Below are 20,580 nucleotides of genomic sequence, written 5' to 3'. Positions count from 1 at the left end.
CGGCCGCAATGTCGTTCCCCGATCCAGCCCTCACAGGACGGCCGGCGCAAGGCGCCGGACCAGGGGCTTTCTTCGCGCGGCGCCTGGACGTCCTGAATCAAAGCGCCGACAAGCTGCAAACCTGGCGCAACAACCTGCTCAAAGGCCTGTGCGCTGTCGCCTTCTGGCTCGGACTGGTGACCATGGTGCCCAGCATCTGGGGCAGCCTGCAGCAGGGGCATTGGAGCCTGATCGCGGCCGACGTGGTGGCGCTTGGCTGCGTCGGCATGCTGCATGCGGGCCGCTCCATTGATTTCGGCCTGCGCGCCTTGACTTTCCTCGCCATCTGCTACCTGCTGGCGGTGGTGCAGCTGTTCTCGCTCGGGCCCCTGACCCAGCCCTACCTGCTGGCGGTGCCGGTGCTGTGCACCGTGCTGCTCGGCATCCGCCCCGCGCTGCTGGCCCTGCCCTGGTGCAGCGCCACCCTGTTCGCGGCCGGCTACTGGGGCGGCATTGATCCCGGCATGCGCCAGCTGGAAGTCAGCATGGCGGTGCACTGGACTATCGTATCGATCAACTTCCTGCTGGTGGCGGCGGTGCTGGTGGTGTCCTGCGCCTACCTGCTGCACGGGCTGGCCGGCGCGCTGGAACGCCAGCGCGCGGTGCACGAGGCGCTGCAAAAGCAGGTCGCCATGCTGCAGGCGCGCGAGGCCGAGCTGGGCGAATCGATGGCGGCGCGGCGCGCGGCGGAAGAGTCGAATGAGCTCAAGTCGGAGTTCCTGGCCATGATCAGCCACGAGGTGCGCACGCCGCTGGGCGGGGTGATCGGCATGTTGCGCCTGGCCAAACGCGACGGCACGCTGTCGGCCGATACCCGCCACAAGCTGCGCATCGGGCTTGGCAATGCCGAAGTCCTGCTGCACATCATCAACGACATCCTCGACTTCTCGCGCCTGGAAGCGGGCAAGATGCCATTCGAAAGCATCGACTTCGACCTGCCCGCCCTGCTGCACGACGTGGTGGCGCTGCTGGCCGACCGCGCCGAAACCAAAGGCATATCGCTGGTGGCAGAACTGGACCCGGAGCTGGGCCAGTGGTGGCGCGGCGACCCGGTGCGTTTGCGCCAGGTGGTCATGAACCTGGTGGGCAATGGCGTTAAATTCACAGAACGCGGCGAAGTGCGCCTGTCGGCCCGGCCGCAGCCCGGCGGCGGGATCGTGCTGGCGGTGCGCGATACCGGCATCGGCATCGAGCGCGCGGCGATCGGCCGCCTGTTCGGCAAGTTCGAGCAAGGCAACGCAGCGACTTCGCGCAAGTACGGCGGCGCCGGGCTGGGACTGGCGATCTGCAAACTGATTGTCGACACCTTCGGCGGCCAGATTTCGGTGCGCAGCGAGCCTGGCGCCGGCAGCGAGTTCGAAGTGCGCCTGCCGCTGCAGGCGGGCCAGCCGGCCATGGCGCGCCCGGCCGAAACGCTGGCGCCGCACGGCGTGCGCCTGCGCCTGCTGTGCGCGGAGGACGGCAGCACCAACCAGATCATCCTGCGCGAGCTGCTGTCCGAGATGGGGCACAGCGTGACCATCGCCGAGGATGGCGCGGCGGCACTGGCCCTGCTGGCGCAGCAGGATTTCGAACTGGTGATCATGGATAGCCGCATGCCGCGCATGGACGGCATCGCGGCCCTGCGCCTGCTGCGCGCCGGCGCCGGCGGCGTGCGCCAGCCCGGCGTGCCGGTGGTGGCGCTGACCGCCAACGCGGCGGAGGAGGAGCGGCAGCGCTTCATGGAAGCCGGGGCAAACGGCTTCCTGCCCAAGCCGATCGACGAAGCCAGCCTGCATGCGGAAATCGGCCGCCAGATCGCCTTGCTGGCACTGGAGGTGCAGGGAACGCAGGCGGCGCCGCGCCAGGCGGAGCTGGACGCGATGTTCGGCCTGCCCGGCCTGGCGGCAGCGCAGGCCGGCCATGCCGCCCACGGCGCCTTCGCCGGCAGCGCGGCGGTGCGCGCGGCCTTCATGGCGGAAGCGCCGCGCCAGCTGGCGGCGCTGCGCCAGGGCCTGGCCGACGGCGACGCGGCGGCGGTGGCGCTGCAGGCGCACAGCCTGATGGGCAGCGCCGCCCTGTTTGGCGCGCGCGAGCTGGCGGCCTTGTGCAGCCGCGTCGAAGCGCTGGCCGACGCGCAGCAGCTGGCCGCCGTCGCCCCGCTGGCCAAGCCGCTGGAAGACGGATTGGCTGCCCTGCTGCGGCGCCTGGCCGGCGCCTGAGACGCGGCGCGGCGCTGGAATCAGCCGGCGCTGCCGAGCTGTTCGCCCAATTCCTTGCCGCGCGCGGCAGCGGCCTTGACGGCGTCGATGATGGCGGCTTTGACGCCGCTCGCCTCCATGCTGGTCAGCGCGGCGTAGGTGGTGCCGCCTTTCGAGGTGACTTTCTCGCGCAGCACCGGCACCGGGTCGGCCGACTGCGCGGCCAGCTGCGCCGCGCCGGTGAAGGTGGCCAGGGCCAGCTGCCTGCCCTGCTCGGCCGTCAGGCCCAGCTCACCGGCCGCCTGCTGCATCGCCTCGATGAAATAGAACACATAGGCCGGGCCGCTGCCGGACACCGCCGTCACCGCATCGATCTGCGACTCATCGTCCAGCCACACGGTGGCGCCCACGGCGCGCAGGATCTGGTCCGCCGCCGCGCGCTGCGCCGCGTTCACGCCGGCCGACGCCACCATGCCCGTCACGCCCATGCCGATCAGGGCCGGGGTATTCGGCATGGTGCGCACGATGGCCTGGTAGCCGCCCAGCCAGCGCGCCAGGTCGGCGGCACGGATGCCGGCCGCGATCGACAGCACCAGCGGCGTGCGCCCGGCCGCCTGCGCCGCCTGCAGCAGCGGCAGCAGCTGCTGCGTCACCTCATGCATCACCTGCGGCTTGACCGCCAGCACCAGCACCTCGGCCTCGCCCGCCGCGCTGTCCGCCAGCGCGGCCGCGACGGTCACGCCGTACTGGCGCTGCAGCGCCTCCAGCGAGGCCGGGTTCGGGTCCACCACATGGATATTCGCGCCCGGTACCAGCTTGCCGGCCAGGCCGGCGATCAGCGCGGCCGCCATATTGCCGCCGCCAATGAATGCAATCTTCATCACTTATCCTTTGTTGTATTGGCGCGCGCCGAAAATGGCGCTGCCCACGCGCACGATGGTCGCCCCTTCGTGGATCGCCGCGCGCATATCGGCCGACATGCCCATCGACAGCGTATCGAGCGCGATGCCGTCCGCGCGCAGCTGCTCGTACAGTTCGCGCAGCACGCGGAAGGCCGCGCGCTGCCGGTCAAAATCGTCCTCCGGTTCGGGAATCGCCATCAGGCCGCGCAGCTGCAGCCGCGGCAGCGCCGCCACCGCCCGCGCCAGCGCCGCCGCCTCGCCCGGCAGCACGCCGCTCTTGCTGGCCTCGCCGCTGGTATTCACCTGGATGCACACCTGCAGCGGATGCAGCGCAGCCGGGCGCTGCTCGGACAGGCGCTGCGCGATCTTCTCGCGTTCAATCGTGTGCACCCAATCGAAGTTTTCCGCTATAAGACGCGTCTTGTTACTTTGGATCGGCCCGATAAAGTGCCACTCCAGCGGCGTGCAGCCGCGCGCCTGCGCCACCGCATGGATCTTCTCCACGCCTTCCTGCACATAGTTCTCGCCAAATGCCCGCTGCCCCGCCAGCACCGCTTCGAGCACTGCCTGCGCCGGGAAGGTCTTGGAAACGGCCAGCAGCTGGACCGCACCGGGCGCGCGCTGAGCTTCTTGCGAAGCAACGCTAATTGCTTCAGTAACAACTTGCAAGTTATGGGCTATTGTGGACATAATCGAATGAGACAGGGCCAAGGCTTTTGGCTATCAAAAAAGCACAGGGATTATAAATGGACATTTCCGAACTTCTCGCATTCTCCGTAAAGAACAAGGCATCCGACCTGCACCTGTCGGCAGGCTTGCCGCCGATGATCCGCGTGCACGGCGACGTGCGCCGCATCAACCTGCCGCCGCTGGAGCACAAGGACGTGCACGGCATGATCTATGACATCATGAACGACGGCCAGCGCAAGGCATACGAAGAAATGCTGGAATGCGACTTCTCCTTCGCCATTCCGGGCCTGGCGCGCTTCCGCGTCAACGCCTACAACCAGGAGCGCGGCGCCGCCGCCGTGCTGCGTACCATTCCGTCCAAGATCCTGTCGCTGGAAGAACTGAACGCGCCGAAGATCTTCGCCGACTTCGCGCTCAAGCCGCGCGGCCTGGTGCTGGTGACCGGCCCCACCGGCTCCGGCAAATCGACCACGCTGGCGGCCATGATCAACCACCTCAACGAAAACGAGTACGGCCACATCCTGACCATCGAGGACCCGATCGAATTCGTGCACGAATCGAAAAAGTGCCTGATCAACCAGCGCGAAGTCGGCCCGCACACGCTGTCCTTCAACAATGCGCTGCGCTCGGCGCTGCGCGAAGACCCGGACGCCATCCTGGTGGGCGAACTGCGCGACCTGGAAACCATCCGCCTGGCGCTGTCGGCGGCCGAAACCGGCCACCTGGTGTTCGGCACCCTGCACACCTCGTCCGCCGCCAAGACCATCGACCGTATCATCGACGTGTTCCCGGCGGAGGAAAAGGAAATGGTGCGCGCCATGCTGTCGGAATCGCTGCAGGCCGTCATTTCGCAGACCCTGCTCAAGACCAAGGACGGCTCCGGCCGCGTCGCTGCGCACGAAATCATGATCGGCACCCCGGCCATCCGCAACCTGATCCGCGAAGCCAAGATCGCGCAGATGTATTCCTCGATCCAGACCGGCAACAACGTCGGCATGCAGACGCTGGACCAGAACCTGACGGACCTGGTCCGCCGCAACGTGATCTCCTCGGCCGCCGCGCGCGCCGCCGCCAAGATCCCCGACAACTTCCCAGGCTGATTCTCACTATGGAACGCGACCAGGCATCAAAATTCATGTTCGACCTGCTGCGCCTGATGGTCAGCAAAAAAGGTTCGGACCTGTTCATCACCGCCGGCTTCCCGCCGGCCATCAAGATCGACGGCAAGATGACGCCGGTCTCGGCGCAGGCGCTGACCCCGGCCCACACGGCCGACCTGGCGCGCTCGATCATGAACGACAAGCAGACCGCCTCCTTCGAGCAGACCAAGGAAGCCAACTTCGCCATCAGCCCGGGCGACCTGGGACGCTTCCGCGTCTCGGCCTTCGTGCAAATGAGCTCGGTGGGCATGGTGCTGCGTACCATTAACAGCTCGATTCCCAACTTCGACGAACTGGGCCTGCCGCCGGTGCTGAAGGACGTGATCATGACCAAGCGCGGCCTGGTGATCATGGTGGGCGCGACCGGCTCCGGCAAATCGACCACGCTGGCGGCCATGGTCGGCCACCGCAACGAGAACAGCTACGGCCACATCATCACCATTGAAGACCCGGTCGAATTCGTGCACCCGCACCGCAACTGCATCGTCACCCAGCGCGAGGTGGGCGTCGATACCGAGGACTGGGAAGTGGCGCTGAAAAACACCCTGCGCCAGGCGCCGGACGTGATCCAGATCGGCGAGATCCGCGACCGCCAGACCATGGACCACGCCATCGCCTTCGCCGAAACGGGCCACCTGTGCCTGGCCACCCTGCACGCCAACAGCTCCAACCAGGCGCTCGACCGTATCATCAACTTCTTCCCGGAAGAGCGCCGCCAGCAGCTGCTGATGGACTTGTCGCTCAACCTGAAGGGCATGATCTCGCAGCGCCTGATCCCGAAAAAGGACGCCAAGGGGCGCGCCGTGGCGGTGGAAATCATGCTCAACTCGCCGCTTATCGCGGACCTGATCTTCAAAGGCCAGGTGCACGAGATCAAGGAGCTGATGAAGCGCTCGCGCGAACTGGGCATGCAGACCTTCGACCAGGCCCTGTTCGACCTGTACGAGGCCGGCGCCATCACCTACGAGGACGCGCTGCGCAACGCCGATTCGGTCAACGACCTGCGCCTGGCCATCAAGCTGGAATCGAAGGAAGCCAAGAACCGCGACCTGTCGGCCGGCACCGAACACCTGGGGATCATCTGATGACTACCGTATATGACTTCAGCGCCGACAGCCTGTCCGGCCAACCCGTGGACCTGCAGCAGTACAAGGGCAAGGTGCTGCTGATCGTGAATACCGCCAGCAAATGCGGCTTCACGCCGCAGTACCAGGGCCTGGAAGCACTGCACAAGCAGTTCGCCGGCCAGGACTTCGAAGTGCTGGGCTTCCCCTGCAACCAGTTCGGCCAGCAGGAGCCCGGCGATGCGGGCGAAATCGGCGCCTTCTGCGAGAAGAACTACGGCGTCACCTTCCCCCTGTTCGCCAAGATCGAGGTCAACGGCGACGCCGCGCACCCGCTCTACAAGCACCTGAAGAAGAATGCGCCCGGCATCCTCGGCACGGAAGGCATCAAATGGAACTTCACCAAGTTCCTGATCCGCAAGGACGGCAGCATCCACGACCGCTACGCCCCGACCACCAAGCCGGAAGACCTGGCGGACGAGATCCGCAAGCTGCTGGCCCAATAGGATAGCGCCGCGGGCACGCCATGCAAGCGCTGATCGAGCTCTTTTCCCCGCCCGCCGACCCGGCGCTGCTCACCTACGGCATCTACGATCCCTGGCTGGTGCTGCTGTCGGTGCTGGTGGCCGCCTTCTCGGCCACCATGGCGCTGCAGATGGCGTCCCAGGCGGCGCGCGCCGGCCAGCTCGGCCTGCGCATGGCGGCCCTGAGCACCGGCAGCCTGGCGCTGGGCAGCGGGGTCTGGTCGATGCACTTCATCGGCATGCTGGCCTTCAACCTGTGCACGCCGGTGCATTACGCGCCCGGTCCCACCGTGCTGTCCATGCTGCCCAGCCTGGCCGCGTCGGCCGTGGCACTGTCGCTGATCGGGCGCCAGCGCATCAGCACGCGCAGCCTGCTGGTGGGCGGCCTGCTGGTCGGCGCCGGCATCGGCGCCATGCACTACACCGGCATGGCCGCCATGCGCTCGGCGCTCGAGCTGCGCTACGACCCATGGATGTTCGCCCTCTCGATCGTGGTGGCGGTGGCGCTGGCCTGCCTCGCGCTGTGGGTGCATGTCGGCCTGCGCGGCGTGCGCAGCCTGCGCGCGCGCATCGGCGAACGCGGCACCCTGGTGCTGGCCGGCCTGATCATGGGCTGCGCCATCGCCGGCATGCATTACACCGGCATGGCGGCGGCACGCTTTGTCGGCCGCGCGCCCTACGATGCGCAAAGCGGCATCGCCAACGCCGGCTTCCTGGCGCTGGCCGTGACCCTGGTCACCGCGCTGCTGACCGCGCTGGTGGTGTCGGCCAACGGCATGCTGCGCTACCGCGCCCTGTTCCGCCACGTGAGCGAGCTGGAACAGGCCCTGCGCACCAGCGAACAGCAGCTGCGCACCCTGGTCGGCAACCTGCCCGGCATTGCCTACCGCAGCCTGAACCTGCCCAACTGGCCCATGCTCTTCGTCAGCGACGCGGTGGAAAACATGACCGGTTATCCACCGGCCGATTTCCTGGGCGACCCGCCCAAACGCCTGTTCGGTGAACTGATCCACCCGGACGACTTGCCGGCCGTGACGCGCGGTCTCGATGCGGCGCTGGCCGAACAGCGCCCCTTCACGCTCGAGTACCGCATCATCCACCGCGACGGCAGCACGCACTGGATGTGGGAAAACGGCGCCGTGGTGACCGATGAACACGGCGAAATCCTGTGGCTGGACGGCGTCATCCTCGATATCAGCAACCGGCGCGTGATGGAACAGGACCTGCGCCAGGCCAAGGACCGCGCCGAGCAGGCCGCCGCCGCGCGCGCGGCCTTCCTGGCCAATATGAGCCACGAAATCCGCACGCCGATGAACTCCATCCTCGGGTTCACCGACGTGCTGCTGCAGGGCGAACTGAGCGCCTCGCAGCGGCGCCACCTCGATACGGTGCGCAGCGCCGGCCGTTCGCTGCTGCGGCTGTTGAACGACATCCTCGACACCGCCAAGCTGGACAAGGGCGCGGTGGAGCTGGAACTGCACGACTTCAACCTGCTGGCCCTGGTCGATGAATTGTCCTCCACCCTCGGCAACACGGCGCGCAGCAAGGGCCTGGCCATGCACCTGCATTACGATCCGGCGCTGCCCACCTGGCTGCACGGCGACGAGCTGCGCATCCGCCAGGTGCTGACCAACCTGCTGGACAACGCGATCAAATTCACCGGCGAGGGCGAAGTGACGCTGGCCGTCCACGCCGAACAGGCCGGCGAGCGCCAGCTGCTACATTTCACCATCAGCGACACCGGCATCGGCATCGCCCCCGACCGCATCGACGCGATTTTCGACCCCTTCGTGCAGGCCGACGCCTCGATGAACCGGCGCTTCGGCGGCACAGGCCTGGGCACCACCATCTGCAAGCAGCTGACGGAACTGATGGGCGGCAGCCTGCGCGTGGAAAGCACGCCGGGCCAGGGCAGCACCTTCCACGTGCTGCTGCCCCTGCTGGCCGCGCGCAGCGGGCCGGTGAATGCGAGCCGCCAGGCCATCCTGCTGCCGCCGCTGCGCATCCTGGCGGTGGACGACGTGCCGCAGAACCTGGAAGTGCTGATGCTGCTGCTGTCCAAGCTGGGCCACACCGTGACCGGCGCCAACGACGGCGCGATGGCGGTCAAACTGGTGTGCGAGGCGCAGTTCGATGCCATCCTGATGGACGTGCAGATGCCGGGCATGGACGGGCTGGAGGCGACGCAGCGCATCCGCGCCGGGGAGGCGGCCAAGGGCCGGGCCCGCACGCCGGTCATCGCCATGACCGCCAGCGTGCTGGAACGCGACCGCGAAGCCACGCGCGAAGCCGGCATGGACGGCTTCACCACCAAGCCGGTGGACCTGGCCGCGCTGACGGCGGAACTGGCGCGCGTGCTGGGCATGCCGGCCGGCACCCCGCGCCCGGCCACGCCGGCGGCGGCGGCAACCCAGGTGCTGGACACCACGCGCGGCCTGCATCGCTGGGCCGATAACACGGCCGCCTACCAGCGCGCCCTGCACGGCTTTGCGGAACGCTATGCGGCCAGCGCCGACGAACTGGCGCGCCTGCTGCAGCAGGGCGAGCCGCATGCCGCCCTGACCCTGGCGCACCAGGTGCGCGGCGCCGCCGCCAACCTTGGCCTGGAACTATTGGCCGAAGCACTGGCGCAGCTGGAAGCGGCCTTGCACGGCAGCGACACGGCGGCGCAGGACGCGGCCGCCGGCAAGGCGCTGGCCCAGTTCGGCCCGGCCCTCGCTGCGGCGCGCGCGGCCGGCCTGCGCGCGGCCGCGCCAGCCGACGCGGAAGCGGCAGCGCCAGCCGGGTGCGCGGATGCCCAGGTCCAGGCCCTGGGCACGGCCCTGTTGCAATCGCTCGAGCGCGGCAGTTTCGACCAGCAGGTGCTGGCCGAACTGACCGACTGCCTGCGCGGCAAGGTGCCGCAGGCGCAACTGGACGGCCTGCAGCGCGCCGTCGACGACTTTGATTTCGACAACGCGCGCAGCCGCCTGCAGACGCTGTTGCAAAGGATTAGCCCATGACGAAACAAGCCACAATCCTGACGGTGGACGACGAATCCACCAACCTGCAACTGCTGCGGCAAGTGCTGCAGGACCATTACCGCCTGCTGTTCGCCAAGGATGGCGCGCGCGCCATCGAGCTGGCCGCCAACGAGCTGCCGGACCTGATCCTGCTGGACGTGATGATGCCCGGCATGACCGGCTACGACGTGTGCCGCGCCCTGAAAGCCAATCCGCTCACGGCCCCGATTCCCGTCATCTTCGTCACCGCGCTGACCGACAGCGCCGACGAAGTGGACGGCTTCGAAGCGGGCGCGGTGGACTTCATCAGCAAGCCGATCAGCCCGGCCGTGGTCAAGGCGCGCGTCAAGCTGCACCTGTCGCTGGTGCGCATGGATGAACTGCGCGCCAGCCGCCTCGCCATCGTGCAGCGCCTCGGCCTGGCCGCCGAGTACAAGGACAATGAAACCGGCCTGCACGTGATCCGCATGAGCCACTACGCGCGCCTGATCGCACAAGGCTGCGGCATGGACGACGACGAGGTCGACGACCTGTTCGTGGCGGCGCCGATGCACGACATCGGCAAGATCGGCATTCCCGACCACATCCTGCAAAAGCCGGCCCGCCTGACCGCGGAGGAATGGCAGGTCATGCAGACCCACCCGAATATCGGCGCCCACATCATCGGCCGCCACGACAGCGGCCTGCTGGCGGTGGCGCACGACGTGGCCCTGGCCCACCATGAGAAATGGGATGGCAGCGGCTACCCGAATAAGCTGGCGGGCGAAGACATCCCGCTGGCCGGCCGCATCGTGGCGGTGGCCGACGTGTTCGACGCGCTGACCTCGGTGCGCCCCTACAAACCGGCGTGGAAGCTGGAAGACGCCTGCGCCTGGCTGCGCGACCAGCGCGGCAGCCACTTCGAACCGCGCCTGGTCGACCTGTTCCTCGACCAGCTGCCCGAGGTCACCCAGATCATGGAGAAGTGGGCCGAGCGCTAGCCGCCCGGGCCGGCATGCAGGGCGCGGTCGACCAGCTCGATCCAGTGCTCGACCGGCGTGGCGGTGCCGGACTGCAGGTGGTTCAGGCAGCCGATATTGGCCGACACGATGCGCGCCGCGCCGGTCTCGGCCAGCGCCGCCAGCTTGCGCTCGCGCAGCTGGCGCGCCAGCTCCGGCTGCAGCAAGGAATAGGTCCCGGCCGAGCCGCAGCACAGGTGGGCATCGCGGCACAGGCGCACCTCGACGCCGATGGCGCGCAGCAGCCGCTCCACCTTGCCGCGGATTTGCTGGCCGTGCTGCAGCGTGCAGGGCGGATGCCAGGCCACCGGCTCCGCTGCCGCGCCGGCGCCGCGCCGCGCCTGTACGCGCCGCGCCAGTTCCGCTTCGAACTCCGGCAGCACCTCGCTCAGGTCGCGCGTCATGGCGCTGATGCGCGCCGCCTTCCCGGCGTAGGCCGCGTCGTGCGCCAGCAGGTGGCCGTACTCCTTGACCGTCACGCCGCAGCCGGAAGCCGTCATCACAATCGCTTCGGCGCGCCCCAGCAGCGGCCACCAGGCATCGATATTGCGACGCATATCGTCCAGCGCCGCCGCCTGGTCGTTCAGGTGGAAGCGCAGCGCGCCGCAGCAGCCGGCCGCCGGCGCCGCCAGCAGCTGCACGCCGAGGGTGTCGAACACGCGCGCGGCGGCCGCGTTGATATTGGGCGCCAGGCCGGGCTGCACGCAGCCGTCCAGCACCAGCATGGTGCGCGGATGCGCGCGCGCCGGCCACACACTGGCCGCGCGGCGCGGCGGCAGCTTGTCCTGCACGGCCCCGGGCAGCAGCGGCCTTAAGGCCTGGCCCACGCGCAGCGCCGGATTGAACAGCCACTGGCGCGGCAAGGCCTGCTTCAGCACATAGCGCTTGATGCGCTCGGGCAGGCGGCGCGGCACGCGCTGCTCCACCACCTTGCGGCCGATGTCGGCCAGGCGGCCGTACTGCACGCCGGACGGGCAGGTGCTTTCGCAGCTGCGGCACGTCAGGCAGCGGTCCAGGTGCAGCTGGGTGCTGGCGGTGACCGGCGCCCCCTCCAGCACCTGCTTGATCAGGTAGATGCGGCCGCGCGGGCCGTCCAGCTCATCGCCCAGCAGCTGGTAGGTGGGACAGGTGGCGGTGCAGAAGCCGCAGTGCACGCAGGCGCGCAGGATCGCCTCCGCCTCTTCGCCCTCGGGCGTGCCCTTGATGAAGTCTGCCAGCGTGGTTTGCATATCAGTACATCCGCCCCCGGTTGAAAATGCCGGCCGGGTCGAAGGCGGCCCGCAGGCGTTCATGGATGCGCGCGACCGCCGGCGCCAGCGGATGGAAGGCGCCGCTGCCCGCGCCCAGCGCCGCGCCGCCTGCACGGTAGCGCGCGGCATGGCCGCCGGCCGCCGCCACGACGCGCCGGATATCCGCAGCCACGCCCTGCTCCACCCGCAGCCAGCGCTGCGCACCGCCCCATTCGATCAGCTGCTCGCCGCGCAGCACCAGGGCGCTGGCGGCCGATGGCAGCGACAGCCGCCACATTTCGCCCGGCGCGGCGAAGAAGTCGCGCTGCTGGTCGCGCAGGCTGGCCCAGAAGGCCTCGCCATTTGCCAGCGCATCGCCGCCCAGCCGCGCCAGGGCCGCCTTCAGCGCCGCCTGCGCGCCCGACAGGCGCACGCTCAGCACGCCGTCATGCCAGCAGGTGGCCGATATCGGCAGCGGCTGGCCGGCCCACTCGTTCATGCAGCGCAAGGCCGCCATCTCGTCCATCGCAAAGCGGATGGTTGCTTCGCGCAGCGGCAGCGGCAGCACCTTGAGCGAGACCTCGGTGATCAGCCCCAGCGTGCCAAGCGAGCCGGCCAGCAGGCGCGACACGTCGTAACCCGCCACGTTCTTCATCACCTGCCCGCCGAACGAGAGGAGCTGGCCGCGCCCGTCCATCAGCTGCGCACCCAGCACGAAATCGCGCACGGCCCCCGCCGCCGCACGGCGCGGCCCCGACAGCCCGCTGGCGACCACGCCGCCGATGGTGGAAGCGGCGCCGAAGCGCGGCGGCTCGAACGCCAGCATTTGCCCATGCCGCGCCAGCAAAGCCTCGATCTCCGCCAGCGGCGTGCCGCAGCGCGCCGTGATCACCAGCTCGGTCGGCTCGTAGTCGACCACGCCGGCATAAGCGCGGGTATCGAACACGTCGCCCGCCACATGCTGGCCGTACCAGTCCTTGCTGCCGCCGCCGCGCAACAGCAGCGGCGTGCCGTCGCGGCTGGCCGCCAGGATGCGCGCGCGGAACTGGTCAAGGATGGCATCCATGCTCAGAACCTCGGCAGGCCCGCATGCGGCAAGCGGCCGGCACGCACGTGCAGTTTGCCGAACTCCGCGCAGCGGTTCAGGGTGGGGATGGCCTTGTTCGGATTCAGCAGCGACAAGGGATCGAAAGCGCGCTTGACCTCGAGGAAGGCCGCCAGTTCCGCATCGCTGAACTGCACGCACATCGAATCGATCTTCTCGATGCCGACGCCATGCTCGCCGGTGATGGTGCCGCCCACCGCCACGCACAGCGCCAGGATCTCGGCACCGAAGGCTTCGGCGCGCTGCAGCTCGTCGGGCCGGTTGGCATCGAACAGGATCAGCGGATGCAGGTTGCCGTCGCCGGCATGGAATACGTTGGCACAGCGCAGGCCATAGCGCGCTTCCATCTCCTCGATACCGAGCAGCACGCGCGCCAGGTGCTTGCGCGGGATGGTGCCGTCCATGCAGTAATAATCCGGCGAGATGCGGCCCGCCGCCGGAAACGCATTCTTGCGGCCGGACCAGAACTTGAGCCGCTCGGCCTCGCTGCCGGACACCTGCACCGCGCTGGCGCCGGCCGCCTGCAGCACGGCGCTCATGCGCGCCACCTCCTCCTCCACCTCGTCGGCCGTGCCGTCGGCCTCGCACAGCAGGATGGCGGCGGCTTCGGTGTCGTAGCCCGCGCGCACGAACGGCTCCACCATGCGCGCCGAGGTGCGGTCCATCATTTCCAGCCCCGCCGGAATGATGCCGGCCGCGATCACCGCCGCCACCGCATTGCCGCCCGTGACCACGTCGCCAAACGAGGCCATGATGACGCGCGCGCAGGCCGGCTTGGGCACCAGTTTGACGGTGACCTCGGTCACGATGCCCAGCATGCCCTCCGACCCGATGACGGCGGCCAGCAAATCCAGGCCCGGCGCATCGAGCGCCTCGCTGCCCAGCTCCAGCACCTCGCCCTCGATGCTCACCATGCGCACGCGCAGCACGTTGTGCACGGTCAGGCCATACTTCAGGCAATGCACGCCGCCCGAGTTTTCCGCCACATTGCCGCCGATGGTGCAGGCGATCTGGGACGAGGGGTCGGGCGCGTAATACAGGCCATACGGCTCGGCCGCCTCCGAAATGGCCAGGTTGCGCACGCCCGGCTGCACCACCGCCGTGCGCGCATAGGCATCCAGGCGCACCACCTGGTTCATGCGCGCGGTAGAGAGCACGACCCCGCCCTCGATCGGCATGGCGCCGCCCGACAAGCCGGTACCGGCGCCGCGCGGCACGACCGGCACCTGGAAGTCCCGGCAAATGTTCAGCACAGCCAGCACCTGCGCCTCGTCGGCCGGCAAGGCGACGGCCAGCGGCAGCTGGCGATACGCCGACAGGCCGTCGCACTCGTAGGGGCGCGTATCCTCGGTGGCGGACAGCACGCTCGATGGCGGCAGGGCCGCACGCAAGGCGGCGACGACGGCAGTGCTGTTCATGGGTTCCCGGGGTGGATGGTATTTTTCTTAATTCATTGTAAGATCAAATCCCGCCGCACCGTGGAATTCCCCGCCCAACCATTGGTAATTTGTCGTATCCTGCCACCGTTATGGACAATTTGAGGCTGCAATGGGTAACCGACTCTCCAAAATCGCCACCCGCACTGGCGACAAAGGCACCACCGGGCTGGGCGACGGCTCGCGCGTGGACAAGGACAACGTGCGCATCCAGGCCATCGGCGAAGTCGATGAGCTGAATTCCAACCTGGGCGTGCTGCTGGCCGAGCCGCTGCCGGACGACCTGCGCGAAGAGCTGGTCTCGATCCAGCACGACCTGTTCGACCTGGGCGGTGAGCTGTGCATTCCCGGCTACCAGATGATCAAGGAAGAGCATGTGGAGCGACTGGACGCGCTGCTGGCCAAGTACAACGCCACCCTGCCGGCGCTGACCGAATTCATCCTGCCGGCCGGCTCGCGCGCCGCAGCGGTGTCGCACGTCTGCCGCACGGTCTGCCGCCGCGCCGAGCGCGCCATCGTCACCCTGGGCAAGGTCGAAACCATCCACGACTTCCCGCGCCAGTACGTGAACCGCCTGTCCGACCTGCTGTTCGTTCTGGCCCGCGTGCTGAACCGCTTTGCCGGCGGCAGCGACGTGCTGTGGCACCACGACCGCAAGCGCGGTTAATAGCCGGGCTGCTCGCTGAAGCGCTGCTGCAGGTAGTCCAGCATCAGCCGCACGCGGTGCGGCAGGTAGCGGCGGCTCGGGTATAGCAGGTGCAGTTCCTGCGCGCTGCCCTGCCAGCGCGGCAGTACGCGCCGCAGTTTGCGTTGCGCGAGCAGGTCGTGCACCAGCCATTCCGGGCACAGGCCGATGCCGCCGGCGGCGGCCAGGGTGTCGCGGATGGCCAGGGCATTGTTGACGCGGTAGCGGCCATGCGTGGCGATAGTGACGCTGTGCGCGCCGTCCGTCAGCGCCAGCGCATCGCCGCTGCTGGCCCAGGCGAAGCGGACGTAGTCGTGCGCCGCCAGATCTTCCGGCGTTCGCGGCGTGCCGCGCGCTTTCAGGTAGGACGGCGCGGCGACCAGCAGGCGCGGCGAGGCGCCGATGCGGCGCGCCACCGCATTCGGCGGCAGCTCGCCGCCCAGGCGGACGGCGATGTCGACGCCCTCCTCCACCATGTCCACCATGCGGTCGTTCAGGATCAGCTCGACTTCGATGCCGGGGTATTGCTGCAGGAAGTCCCGTACATAGCCGTTGAGGCAGAACTGGCCCAGCGCGACCGGGGCATTGATACGCAACACGCCGCTGGCGGCGGCCCTTTCACCGCGCACGTCGGCCACGGCGTCGGCATATTCTTCCAGCACGCCGCGCGCGCGTTCGTAGAAGCGGCGGCCGGGCATGGTGGGCGACAGGCTGGCGGTGCTGCGCTCGAGCAGGCGTACGCCGAGGTCTTCTTCCAGCGCGGCGACGATCTTGCTGATGTTCGATTGCGTAGTGTGCTGCTCGCGGGCGACAGCCGACAGGCTGCCCAGTTCGACAGCGCGCACGAAACAGTGGAGGGAACGTAGGGTATCCATAGTTATTCCATTTTAGACTTAACTATAGTCTGTTTTGCTCACTACCAGTCCACACTGGAATACACGACCATGGCTCCACCTTAATCGAGATGGAGAACACCATGCAACGCCTGCTCTTTACACTGGCCACCGTGCTGGCCGCCGCCACCGTCCACGCACAGGAATGGCGTACCACCTGGTATGCCGCGCCGATGCCCTCCTGGGGTGCCGAATTTGCTTTGCCGACCATGATGCCCGCGGTGCTGGACGGGCAGACCGTACGCGAGACCGTGCGCACCAGCGTGGGCGGGGCGCAGGTGCGCGTCACCTGGTCTAACCTGTATGGCAGGACGCCGCTCGTCATCGGGGCGGCGGGCGTGGCTCCGGCGCTGGACAGCGGCGCAGCGGCGGCGTCCGCGCGGCAGGACGGGGCCGGCGTGGCGCTGACTTTCGGCGGCCGGCGCGGCGTGACCATTGCGCCGGGACAGTCCGCCACCAGCGATGCGGCGCGGCTGCCGGTAGCGGCGCGCCAGCGCCTGGTGGTGTCGACCTGGCTGCCGCAGCGCACGCCGGTCGACACCTTCCACTGGGGCGCGCAGCAGACGGCTTTCGCCAAGCGCGGCAAGCACGTCGGCGCCGCCGGCATGGCGGGCGCCCAGGCCCTGGCCGGGCGCGCCTTCCTCAGTGCCGTGCAGGTGGCGGGCCCGGCGCGGCGCACCGTTGTCGCGCTGGGGGACTCGATCACGGACGGCAACGGCTCTACGCCCGACCGCAACCGGCGCTGGCCCGACCAGCTGGCCGACCTTGCCGACCAGGCCGGGCAGGCCGGCCGCGTCGCCATCGTGAACGCCGGCATCTCCGGCGCGCGGCTGCTGGCGGACGGCATGGGTGAGAAGGCCATCGCCCGCTTCCAGCGCGACGTGCTGGCGCAGCCGGGCGTGGACACGGTCATCGTGCTGCTGGGGATCAACGACATCGGCTGGCAGGGCAGCGCTTTCGCGCCGCACGAAGCGCCGGCCAGCGCCGCTGCACTGGTCGCGGGCTACCGCGCCCTGATCGCCGCCGCGCGCGCGCAGCAGGTCAGGATTGTTGGCGGCACCCTGCTGCCCTTCGAAGGCGCCTTGCACGGCACGCCGCTGGAGGGCTACCACAGCGCCGCCAAAGACCGCGTGCGGCAGGAGGTGAACGCTTGGATACGCAACAGCGGCGAGTTCGATGCCGTGGTCGACTTCGACCTGCGCCTGCGCGATCCCGCCCACCCGGCGCGCCTGTTGCCGGCCTACGACTGCGGCGACCACCTGCACCCGAGCGACGCCGGCTACGCCGAAATGGCGCGGGCCAGCAAGGAAGTGCTCCAGCTGTGACGCTTAATCGCCCAGCAGGCGCGACATGCCCTTGGCGAGGCTGAGGCGCGAAGCTCCGCTGGGGTGGCTGGCGAACAGGGAGGCGCCGGCGTCGTCGGCGGCCAGTTTGCCGTAGAAACGCAGGGCGGCGTCGCAGGGCCAGCCGGCACGGTGCGCGATCAGGATGCCCAGCTGGTCGGCCTCGCGCTCCTGGATCGCCGCCAGCCGCGACAGACGGAACTGCAAGGGGATATCGGACGCCAGGCGCTCTTCCACCACATCGAGCGGCAGGTCGCGCCGGCTGTCCAGCAAGGCTTCGGACAAGGTTTCGCGCGCGTGCTCCGCCACGGCATGGGCGATTTCATGCGCCAGCAGGAAGGCCAGTTCGTCGTCCTCCAGCACCAGCCGTGCCAGGAAGGCGCGCCCCAGCAGCAGCTTGCCGCCGGCCCGGCTCTCCGCCTCCACCGCAGCATCGTCGGTGAGATGCACTTCCCAGGCCCAGGCCGCCGCATCGGGCTTGAGCGCACCGGCAGCGCGCACCAGGCCGCCGGTGATGCGTTGCACGCGCGCCAGCAAGGCGCGGTCGCGGTCGAGCTTCCCGGCGGCAGCCAGCGCCACGGTCAGCTCGATGAAGCTGTCTTCGGCGCGCAGCGCCACCGCTTCCGCCGGAAAGCGCAGCTCCTGCCAGCGCCCCGAATCGGGCACCTGCGCCACGGCCTGCGTGGCTAGCGACAATAAAGCAAGCATCAGGCAGCGCATCCGTCCACCCCAAACTGGATAAACTATTTATACCAATTTAGGCGACGCGACCGCCAGGTGCAAGGCCCGGCGCGCTCTGTTAGACTGCGCCCATGCAAAAAATTCAACAATTCGTATTCGCCGCCCTGCTCGCCTGTGCAGCCGCCGGCGCTGGCGCCCAGGACACCACCCCAAGCGTCGAGGTGCAGGGCGTCAAAAACCCGGACATGCGTTCCTACCGTGCCGTGGTGGCGGGCCTGGATGCCTTCGACAAACACCACGCGCTGGCGCCAGCCGTGCCGGCCCTGCGCTTCCGCCTGGCGCCGCAGTCGGGTGCCGAACAGGCTGCCGCCGACGCCGCAGCCGCCGATCCCATCTACCTGCGCATCGTCGGCAATGGCGACCCGATTCCGGTGCCGGTGGCGGCCGACGGTACTTTCACCGTGCCGCGCGTGGAGTCGGCCATCGACGACGACGCCGACCTGGTCCTGAACCGCAAGAAAGGCGTGCTGAAAGGCCGTCCCGAAGTGCGCACGCCCGGCCTGCCGGACAATGTGCGCCGCCTGGGCGACCTGCGCCTGGAATGCCAGGTGATCGTCGCCATCGGCAAAAAGGAAATCGGCCTGATGCTGACGCTCTTCGTCAACACGGTCGCCATGACCACCAACTGGTGCGACATGAGCTTCAACAAGAAGAAGGTCAACTTCTGGTTTGCCAGCCTGCGCGCGCTGGACGGGGCGCAGATCGTCGATGGCGAACGGCGCCTGACGCTGGACGCGCACGACTTCAGCTTCCAGGCCCCGATCGCGGAAGCGGATTGGTCCGACGAGGCGCGCATCGAGCTGCGCTACGCGCCCGAATTGACGGAGGAGGAGAAAGCCAACCCCTGGCTGCAAACCCTGTTCGTCTCCGGCGCGATCAATGAACGCGACCAGCGCCAGCCGCTGCGCAAACTGGACGACGGCACCTACACGCTGGAACTGGAGCTGGAAAAAGGAACCCACTCGCTGAAGGTCGGCACGCGCGGCCTGCGCGCCATCAACCTGGGCGCGCAAGGCGACGGCGACAAGCGCCAGCTGGCGGAAGATGTGGCCGCGCCGCTGGAAAAACGCGGCAAGAGCCTGAAGCTGAAGGTCGAGCAGGCCGGCCGTTACGCCGTCACGCTCGACGCCCGTGACAAAGAGGCGCCAACGCTGCGCGTGGCGCGCCTCCCCTGACTGTTACTGCGCGTCGCAAGCCTTCTTGCAAGCGAAGAAATCGGCGCGGCAGTTGTACCAGTGGCCGCCGGCATCCACGCACTCATCAAGTTCGACGGAGCAGGCATCGTAGCACTCAGGCGAGCCGGCAGCGTAGGCGCCGGCCGCCAGGCCAGCGGCAAACAGGAACATGGCAAACTTCTTGATCATCGCATTCCTCCAAAAAACGTATTAATTGGTTTGGGTTTTCAGTGCTTCTTCAATCACTTTCGGGATGAAGCCGTTGATGCGGCGGTCGCCAATCAGCAGCATGGGAACGCCGCTACCGCCGAAATTCTTGAACTCCTGCTGCGCCGCGCCCGGCTTGCTCACATCCAGGTCGACATAGGCGATCTTGTTCTGCTTGAAGTACTCGCGCGCCTTGGCGCAGTACGGGCAGGTTTCGGTGCCGTACAACACCACCTTCGATTTGTGCTGTGCGTAATAGGCGCTGTAATCGCCCTGCACATAATCCTTCTTCAGCAGGCTGGGCACCTTGGCCACACCCACGCCTACGCCAAGGCCGGCGGCCAGGATCAGGGCATACATGCCCAGGGTTTTCAGGTGTTTGATCATCGTACCTTTGCTCATATGGATACTCGACAAATGAATAACGAACGCCGCTGCCAACGTTAATGGAAGAGTCCGGGTTGCTCAAGCTGAAAGATGTACACCGAGGCAATGTTGCAACACTATCAATGTGATAGGCGAAAAAAAACGGCGCCGCAGCGCCGTTTCATGCAGGCCGGCTGGATCAGCCGTTGTTGACCACCAGGCGCGGCTCGTCGCCGAAGCGCGCCTTGATCGAGGCCGCGATGCCGGCGGCATCCAGGCCCACCAGCGCCAGCAGCTTGGCCGGGTCGCCATGGTCGATGAACTTGTCCGGCAGGCCCAGCATCTGGATCGGCTTGCAAATGCCTTCCGCCGCCAGCGCTTCCGCCACGGCGGCACCGGCGCCGCCCATCACGCAGCCCTCTTCCACCGTCACCAGGTAGTCGTGCTCGGCAGCCAGCTGCTTGACCAGCTCCACGTCCAGCGGCTTCACAAAGCGCATATTGGCCACGGTTGCGTTCAGCAGGTCGGCCGCGCCCATCGACGGCGCCACCATCGAGCCGAAGGCCAGGATGGCGATTTTCTGGCCCTTGCGGCGGATCTCGCCCTTACCGATTGGCAGCGACGTCAGTTCCTGCTGGATGCTGGCGCCGATGCCGGCGCCGCGCGGATAGCGCACGGCGGCCGGGCCGGGATAGTGGTAGGCCGTGGTCAGCATCTGGCGGCATTCGTTCTCGTCGGACGGCGCCATCACCACCATGTTCGGGATGCAGCGCAGATAGGCCAGGTCGTAGTTGCCGGCGTGGGTCGCGCCGTCGGCGCCCACCAGGCCGGCGCGGTCCAG

At 68.2% G+C, this 20,580-nt stretch carries 19 protein-coding genes; 9 read left to right on the top strand and 10 right to left on the bottom strand.

Annotated elements, in window-relative coordinates; translation table 11 throughout:
- The first annotated feature begins 8 nt into the window (after positions 1 to 8).
- Positions 9 to 2,240 carry an ATP-binding protein gene (locus ACE3TQ_RS21360; protein ID WP_374584777.1) on the top strand — a complete coding sequence of 744 codons (2,232 nt, stop codon included), beginning with the start codon at positions 9 to 11 and terminating at the stop codon, positions 2,238 to 2,240.
- 20 nt (positions 2,241 to 2,260) lie between these two features.
- Here ACE3TQ_RS21360 and proC read toward each other — a convergent pair whose 3' ends face one another.
- The gene (proC, locus tag ACE3TQ_RS21355; RefSeq protein WP_374584775.1) at positions 2,261 to 3,100 is read right to left on the bottom strand and encodes a pyrroline-5-carboxylate reductase; all 840 of its coding nucleotides are present in this window, start codon (positions 3,098 to 3,100) and stop codon (positions 2,261 to 2,263) included.
- Positions 3,101 to 3,103: 3 nt separating this feature from the next.
- Entirely contained in the window at positions 3,104 to 3,811 is a 708-nt protein-coding gene (locus ACE3TQ_RS21350; protein ID WP_374584773.1) for a YggS family pyridoxal phosphate-dependent enzyme, read from the bottom strand.
- Positions 3,812 to 3,867: 56 nt separating this feature from the next.
- Here ACE3TQ_RS21350 and ACE3TQ_RS21345 point away from each other — a divergent pair, with 56 nt between their 5' ends.
- The 5 genes from ACE3TQ_RS21345 to ACE3TQ_RS21325 are packed head-to-tail and all read left to right on the top strand — an operon-like array spanning position 3,868 to position 10,541.
- On the top strand, positions 3,868 to 4,911 hold the full coding sequence (locus ACE3TQ_RS21345) for a type IV pilus twitching motility protein PilT (RefSeq protein ID WP_374584771.1): 1,044 nt from the start codon (positions 3,868 to 3,870) through the stop codon (positions 4,909 to 4,911).
- Between the two features lie 8 nt (positions 4,912 to 4,919).
- Entirely contained in the window at positions 4,920 to 6,056 is a 1,137-nt protein-coding gene (locus ACE3TQ_RS21340) for a PilT/PilU family type 4a pilus ATPase (RefSeq protein ID WP_374584769.1), read from the top strand.
- The gene (locus ACE3TQ_RS21335) at positions 6,056 to 6,541 is read left to right on the top strand and encodes a glutathione peroxidase (RefSeq protein WP_374584767.1); all 486 of its coding nucleotides are present in this window, start codon (positions 6,056 to 6,058) and stop codon (positions 6,539 to 6,541) included. Before ACE3TQ_RS21340 ends, ACE3TQ_RS21335 begins: the two co-directional genes overlap by 1 nt.
- Positions 6,542 to 6,561: 20 nt before the next feature.
- Positions 6,562 to 9,561 carry an MHYT domain-containing protein gene (locus tag ACE3TQ_RS21330; RefSeq protein WP_374584765.1) on the top strand — a complete coding sequence of 1,000 codons (3,000 nt, stop codon included), beginning with the start codon at positions 6,562 to 6,564 and terminating at the stop codon, positions 9,559 to 9,561.
- The gene (locus tag ACE3TQ_RS21325; RefSeq protein ID WP_374584763.1) at positions 9,558 to 10,541 is read left to right on the top strand and encodes an HD domain-containing phosphohydrolase; all 984 of its coding nucleotides are present in this window, start codon (positions 9,558 to 9,560) and stop codon (positions 10,539 to 10,541) included. The genes ACE3TQ_RS21330 and ACE3TQ_RS21325 overlap by 4 nt, the downstream gene beginning before the upstream one ends.
- Here ACE3TQ_RS21325 and glcF read toward each other — a convergent pair.
- From glcF to ACE3TQ_RS21310, 3 genes are read right to left on the bottom strand one after another with little or no spacing between them, the layout of a single operon-like run.
- Entirely contained in the window at positions 10,538 to 11,788 is a 1,251-nt protein-coding gene (glcF, locus tag ACE3TQ_RS21320) for a glycolate oxidase subunit GlcF (protein WP_374584761.1), read from the bottom strand. The two genes, ACE3TQ_RS21325 and glcF, sit on opposite strands and share 4 nt — an antisense overlap.
- A gap of 1 nt (position 11,789) precedes the next feature.
- The gene (gene glcE / locus ACE3TQ_RS21315; RefSeq protein ID WP_374584759.1) at positions 11,790 to 12,854 is read right to left on the bottom strand and encodes a glycolate oxidase subunit GlcE; all 1,065 of its coding nucleotides are present in this window, start codon (positions 12,852 to 12,854) and stop codon (positions 11,790 to 11,792) included.
- Positions 12,855 to 12,856: 2 nt separating this feature from the next.
- The gene (locus tag ACE3TQ_RS21310) at positions 12,857 to 14,311 is read right to left on the bottom strand and encodes an FAD-linked oxidase C-terminal domain-containing protein (RefSeq protein ID WP_374584757.1); all 1,455 of its coding nucleotides are present in this window, start codon (positions 14,309 to 14,311) and stop codon (positions 12,857 to 12,859) included.
- 130 nt (positions 14,312 to 14,441) lie between these two features.
- Here ACE3TQ_RS21310 and ACE3TQ_RS21305 point away from each other — a divergent pair, with 130 nt between their 5' ends.
- Entirely contained in the window at positions 14,442 to 14,996 is a 555-nt protein-coding gene (locus ACE3TQ_RS21305; protein ID WP_161026499.1) for a cob(I)yrinic acid a,c-diamide adenosyltransferase, read from the top strand.
- On the opposite strand, the gene ACE3TQ_RS21300 is transcribed toward ACE3TQ_RS21305, so the two are convergent.
- Positions 14,993 to 15,889, bottom strand: a complete 897-nt coding sequence (locus ACE3TQ_RS21300; RefSeq protein WP_374584755.1) for a LysR family transcriptional regulator — start codon at positions 15,887 to 15,889, stop codon at positions 14,993 to 14,995. The genes ACE3TQ_RS21305 and ACE3TQ_RS21300 overlap by 4 nt on opposite strands.
- A 101-nt stretch (positions 15,890 to 15,990) precedes the next feature.
- On the opposite strand from ACE3TQ_RS21300, the gene ACE3TQ_RS21295 reads away from it, so the two are divergent.
- Positions 15,991 to 17,232, top strand: a complete 1,242-nt coding sequence (locus ACE3TQ_RS21295) for an SGNH/GDSL hydrolase family protein (protein ID WP_374584753.1) — start codon at positions 15,991 to 15,993, stop codon at positions 17,230 to 17,232.
- Between the two features lie 3 nt (positions 17,233 to 17,235).
- Here ACE3TQ_RS21295 and ACE3TQ_RS21290 read toward each other — a convergent pair whose 3' ends face one another.
- Positions 17,236 to 17,958: a M48 family metalloprotease gene (locus ACE3TQ_RS21290; RefSeq protein ID WP_374584751.1), complete on the bottom strand. Its 723-nt coding sequence runs from the start codon at positions 17,956 to 17,958 to the stop codon at positions 17,236 to 17,238.
- A gap of 104 nt (positions 17,959 to 18,062) precedes the next feature.
- Here ACE3TQ_RS21290 and ACE3TQ_RS21285 point away from each other — a divergent pair, with 104 nt between their 5' ends.
- Entirely contained in the window at positions 18,063 to 19,166 is a 1,104-nt protein-coding gene (locus ACE3TQ_RS21285) for a hypothetical protein (protein WP_374584749.1), read from the top strand.
- A 3-nt stretch (positions 19,167 to 19,169) separates the two neighbouring features.
- Here ACE3TQ_RS21285 and ACE3TQ_RS21280 read toward each other — a convergent pair whose 3' ends face one another.
- The 3 genes from ACE3TQ_RS21280 to ACE3TQ_RS21270 all read right to left on the bottom strand — a co-directional run.
- The gene (locus tag ACE3TQ_RS21280; protein WP_374584747.1) at positions 19,170 to 19,355 is read right to left on the bottom strand and encodes a hypothetical protein; all 186 of its coding nucleotides are present in this window, start codon (positions 19,353 to 19,355) and stop codon (positions 19,170 to 19,172) included.
- A 21-nt stretch (positions 19,356 to 19,376) separates the two neighbouring features.
- Entirely contained in the window at positions 19,377 to 19,760 is a 384-nt protein-coding gene (locus tag ACE3TQ_RS21275) for a glutaredoxin family protein (protein ID WP_374584745.1), read from the bottom strand.
- A 178-nt stretch (positions 19,761 to 19,938) separates the two neighbouring features.
- A partial coding sequence (locus ACE3TQ_RS21270; protein ID WP_374584743.1) for a transketolase C-terminal domain-containing protein occupies positions 19,939 to 20,580 on the bottom strand: 642 nt, incomplete at its 5' end.

The sequence above is a fragment of the Pseudoduganella sp. genome (genome assembly GCF_041914865.1).
Taxonomy (GTDB): domain Bacteria; phylum Pseudomonadota; class Gammaproteobacteria; order Burkholderiales; family Burkholderiaceae_D; genus Rugamonas.
Note: the sequence above shows the minus strand (reverse complement) of the source record. Positions and strands in the feature narration are given on the sequence as shown.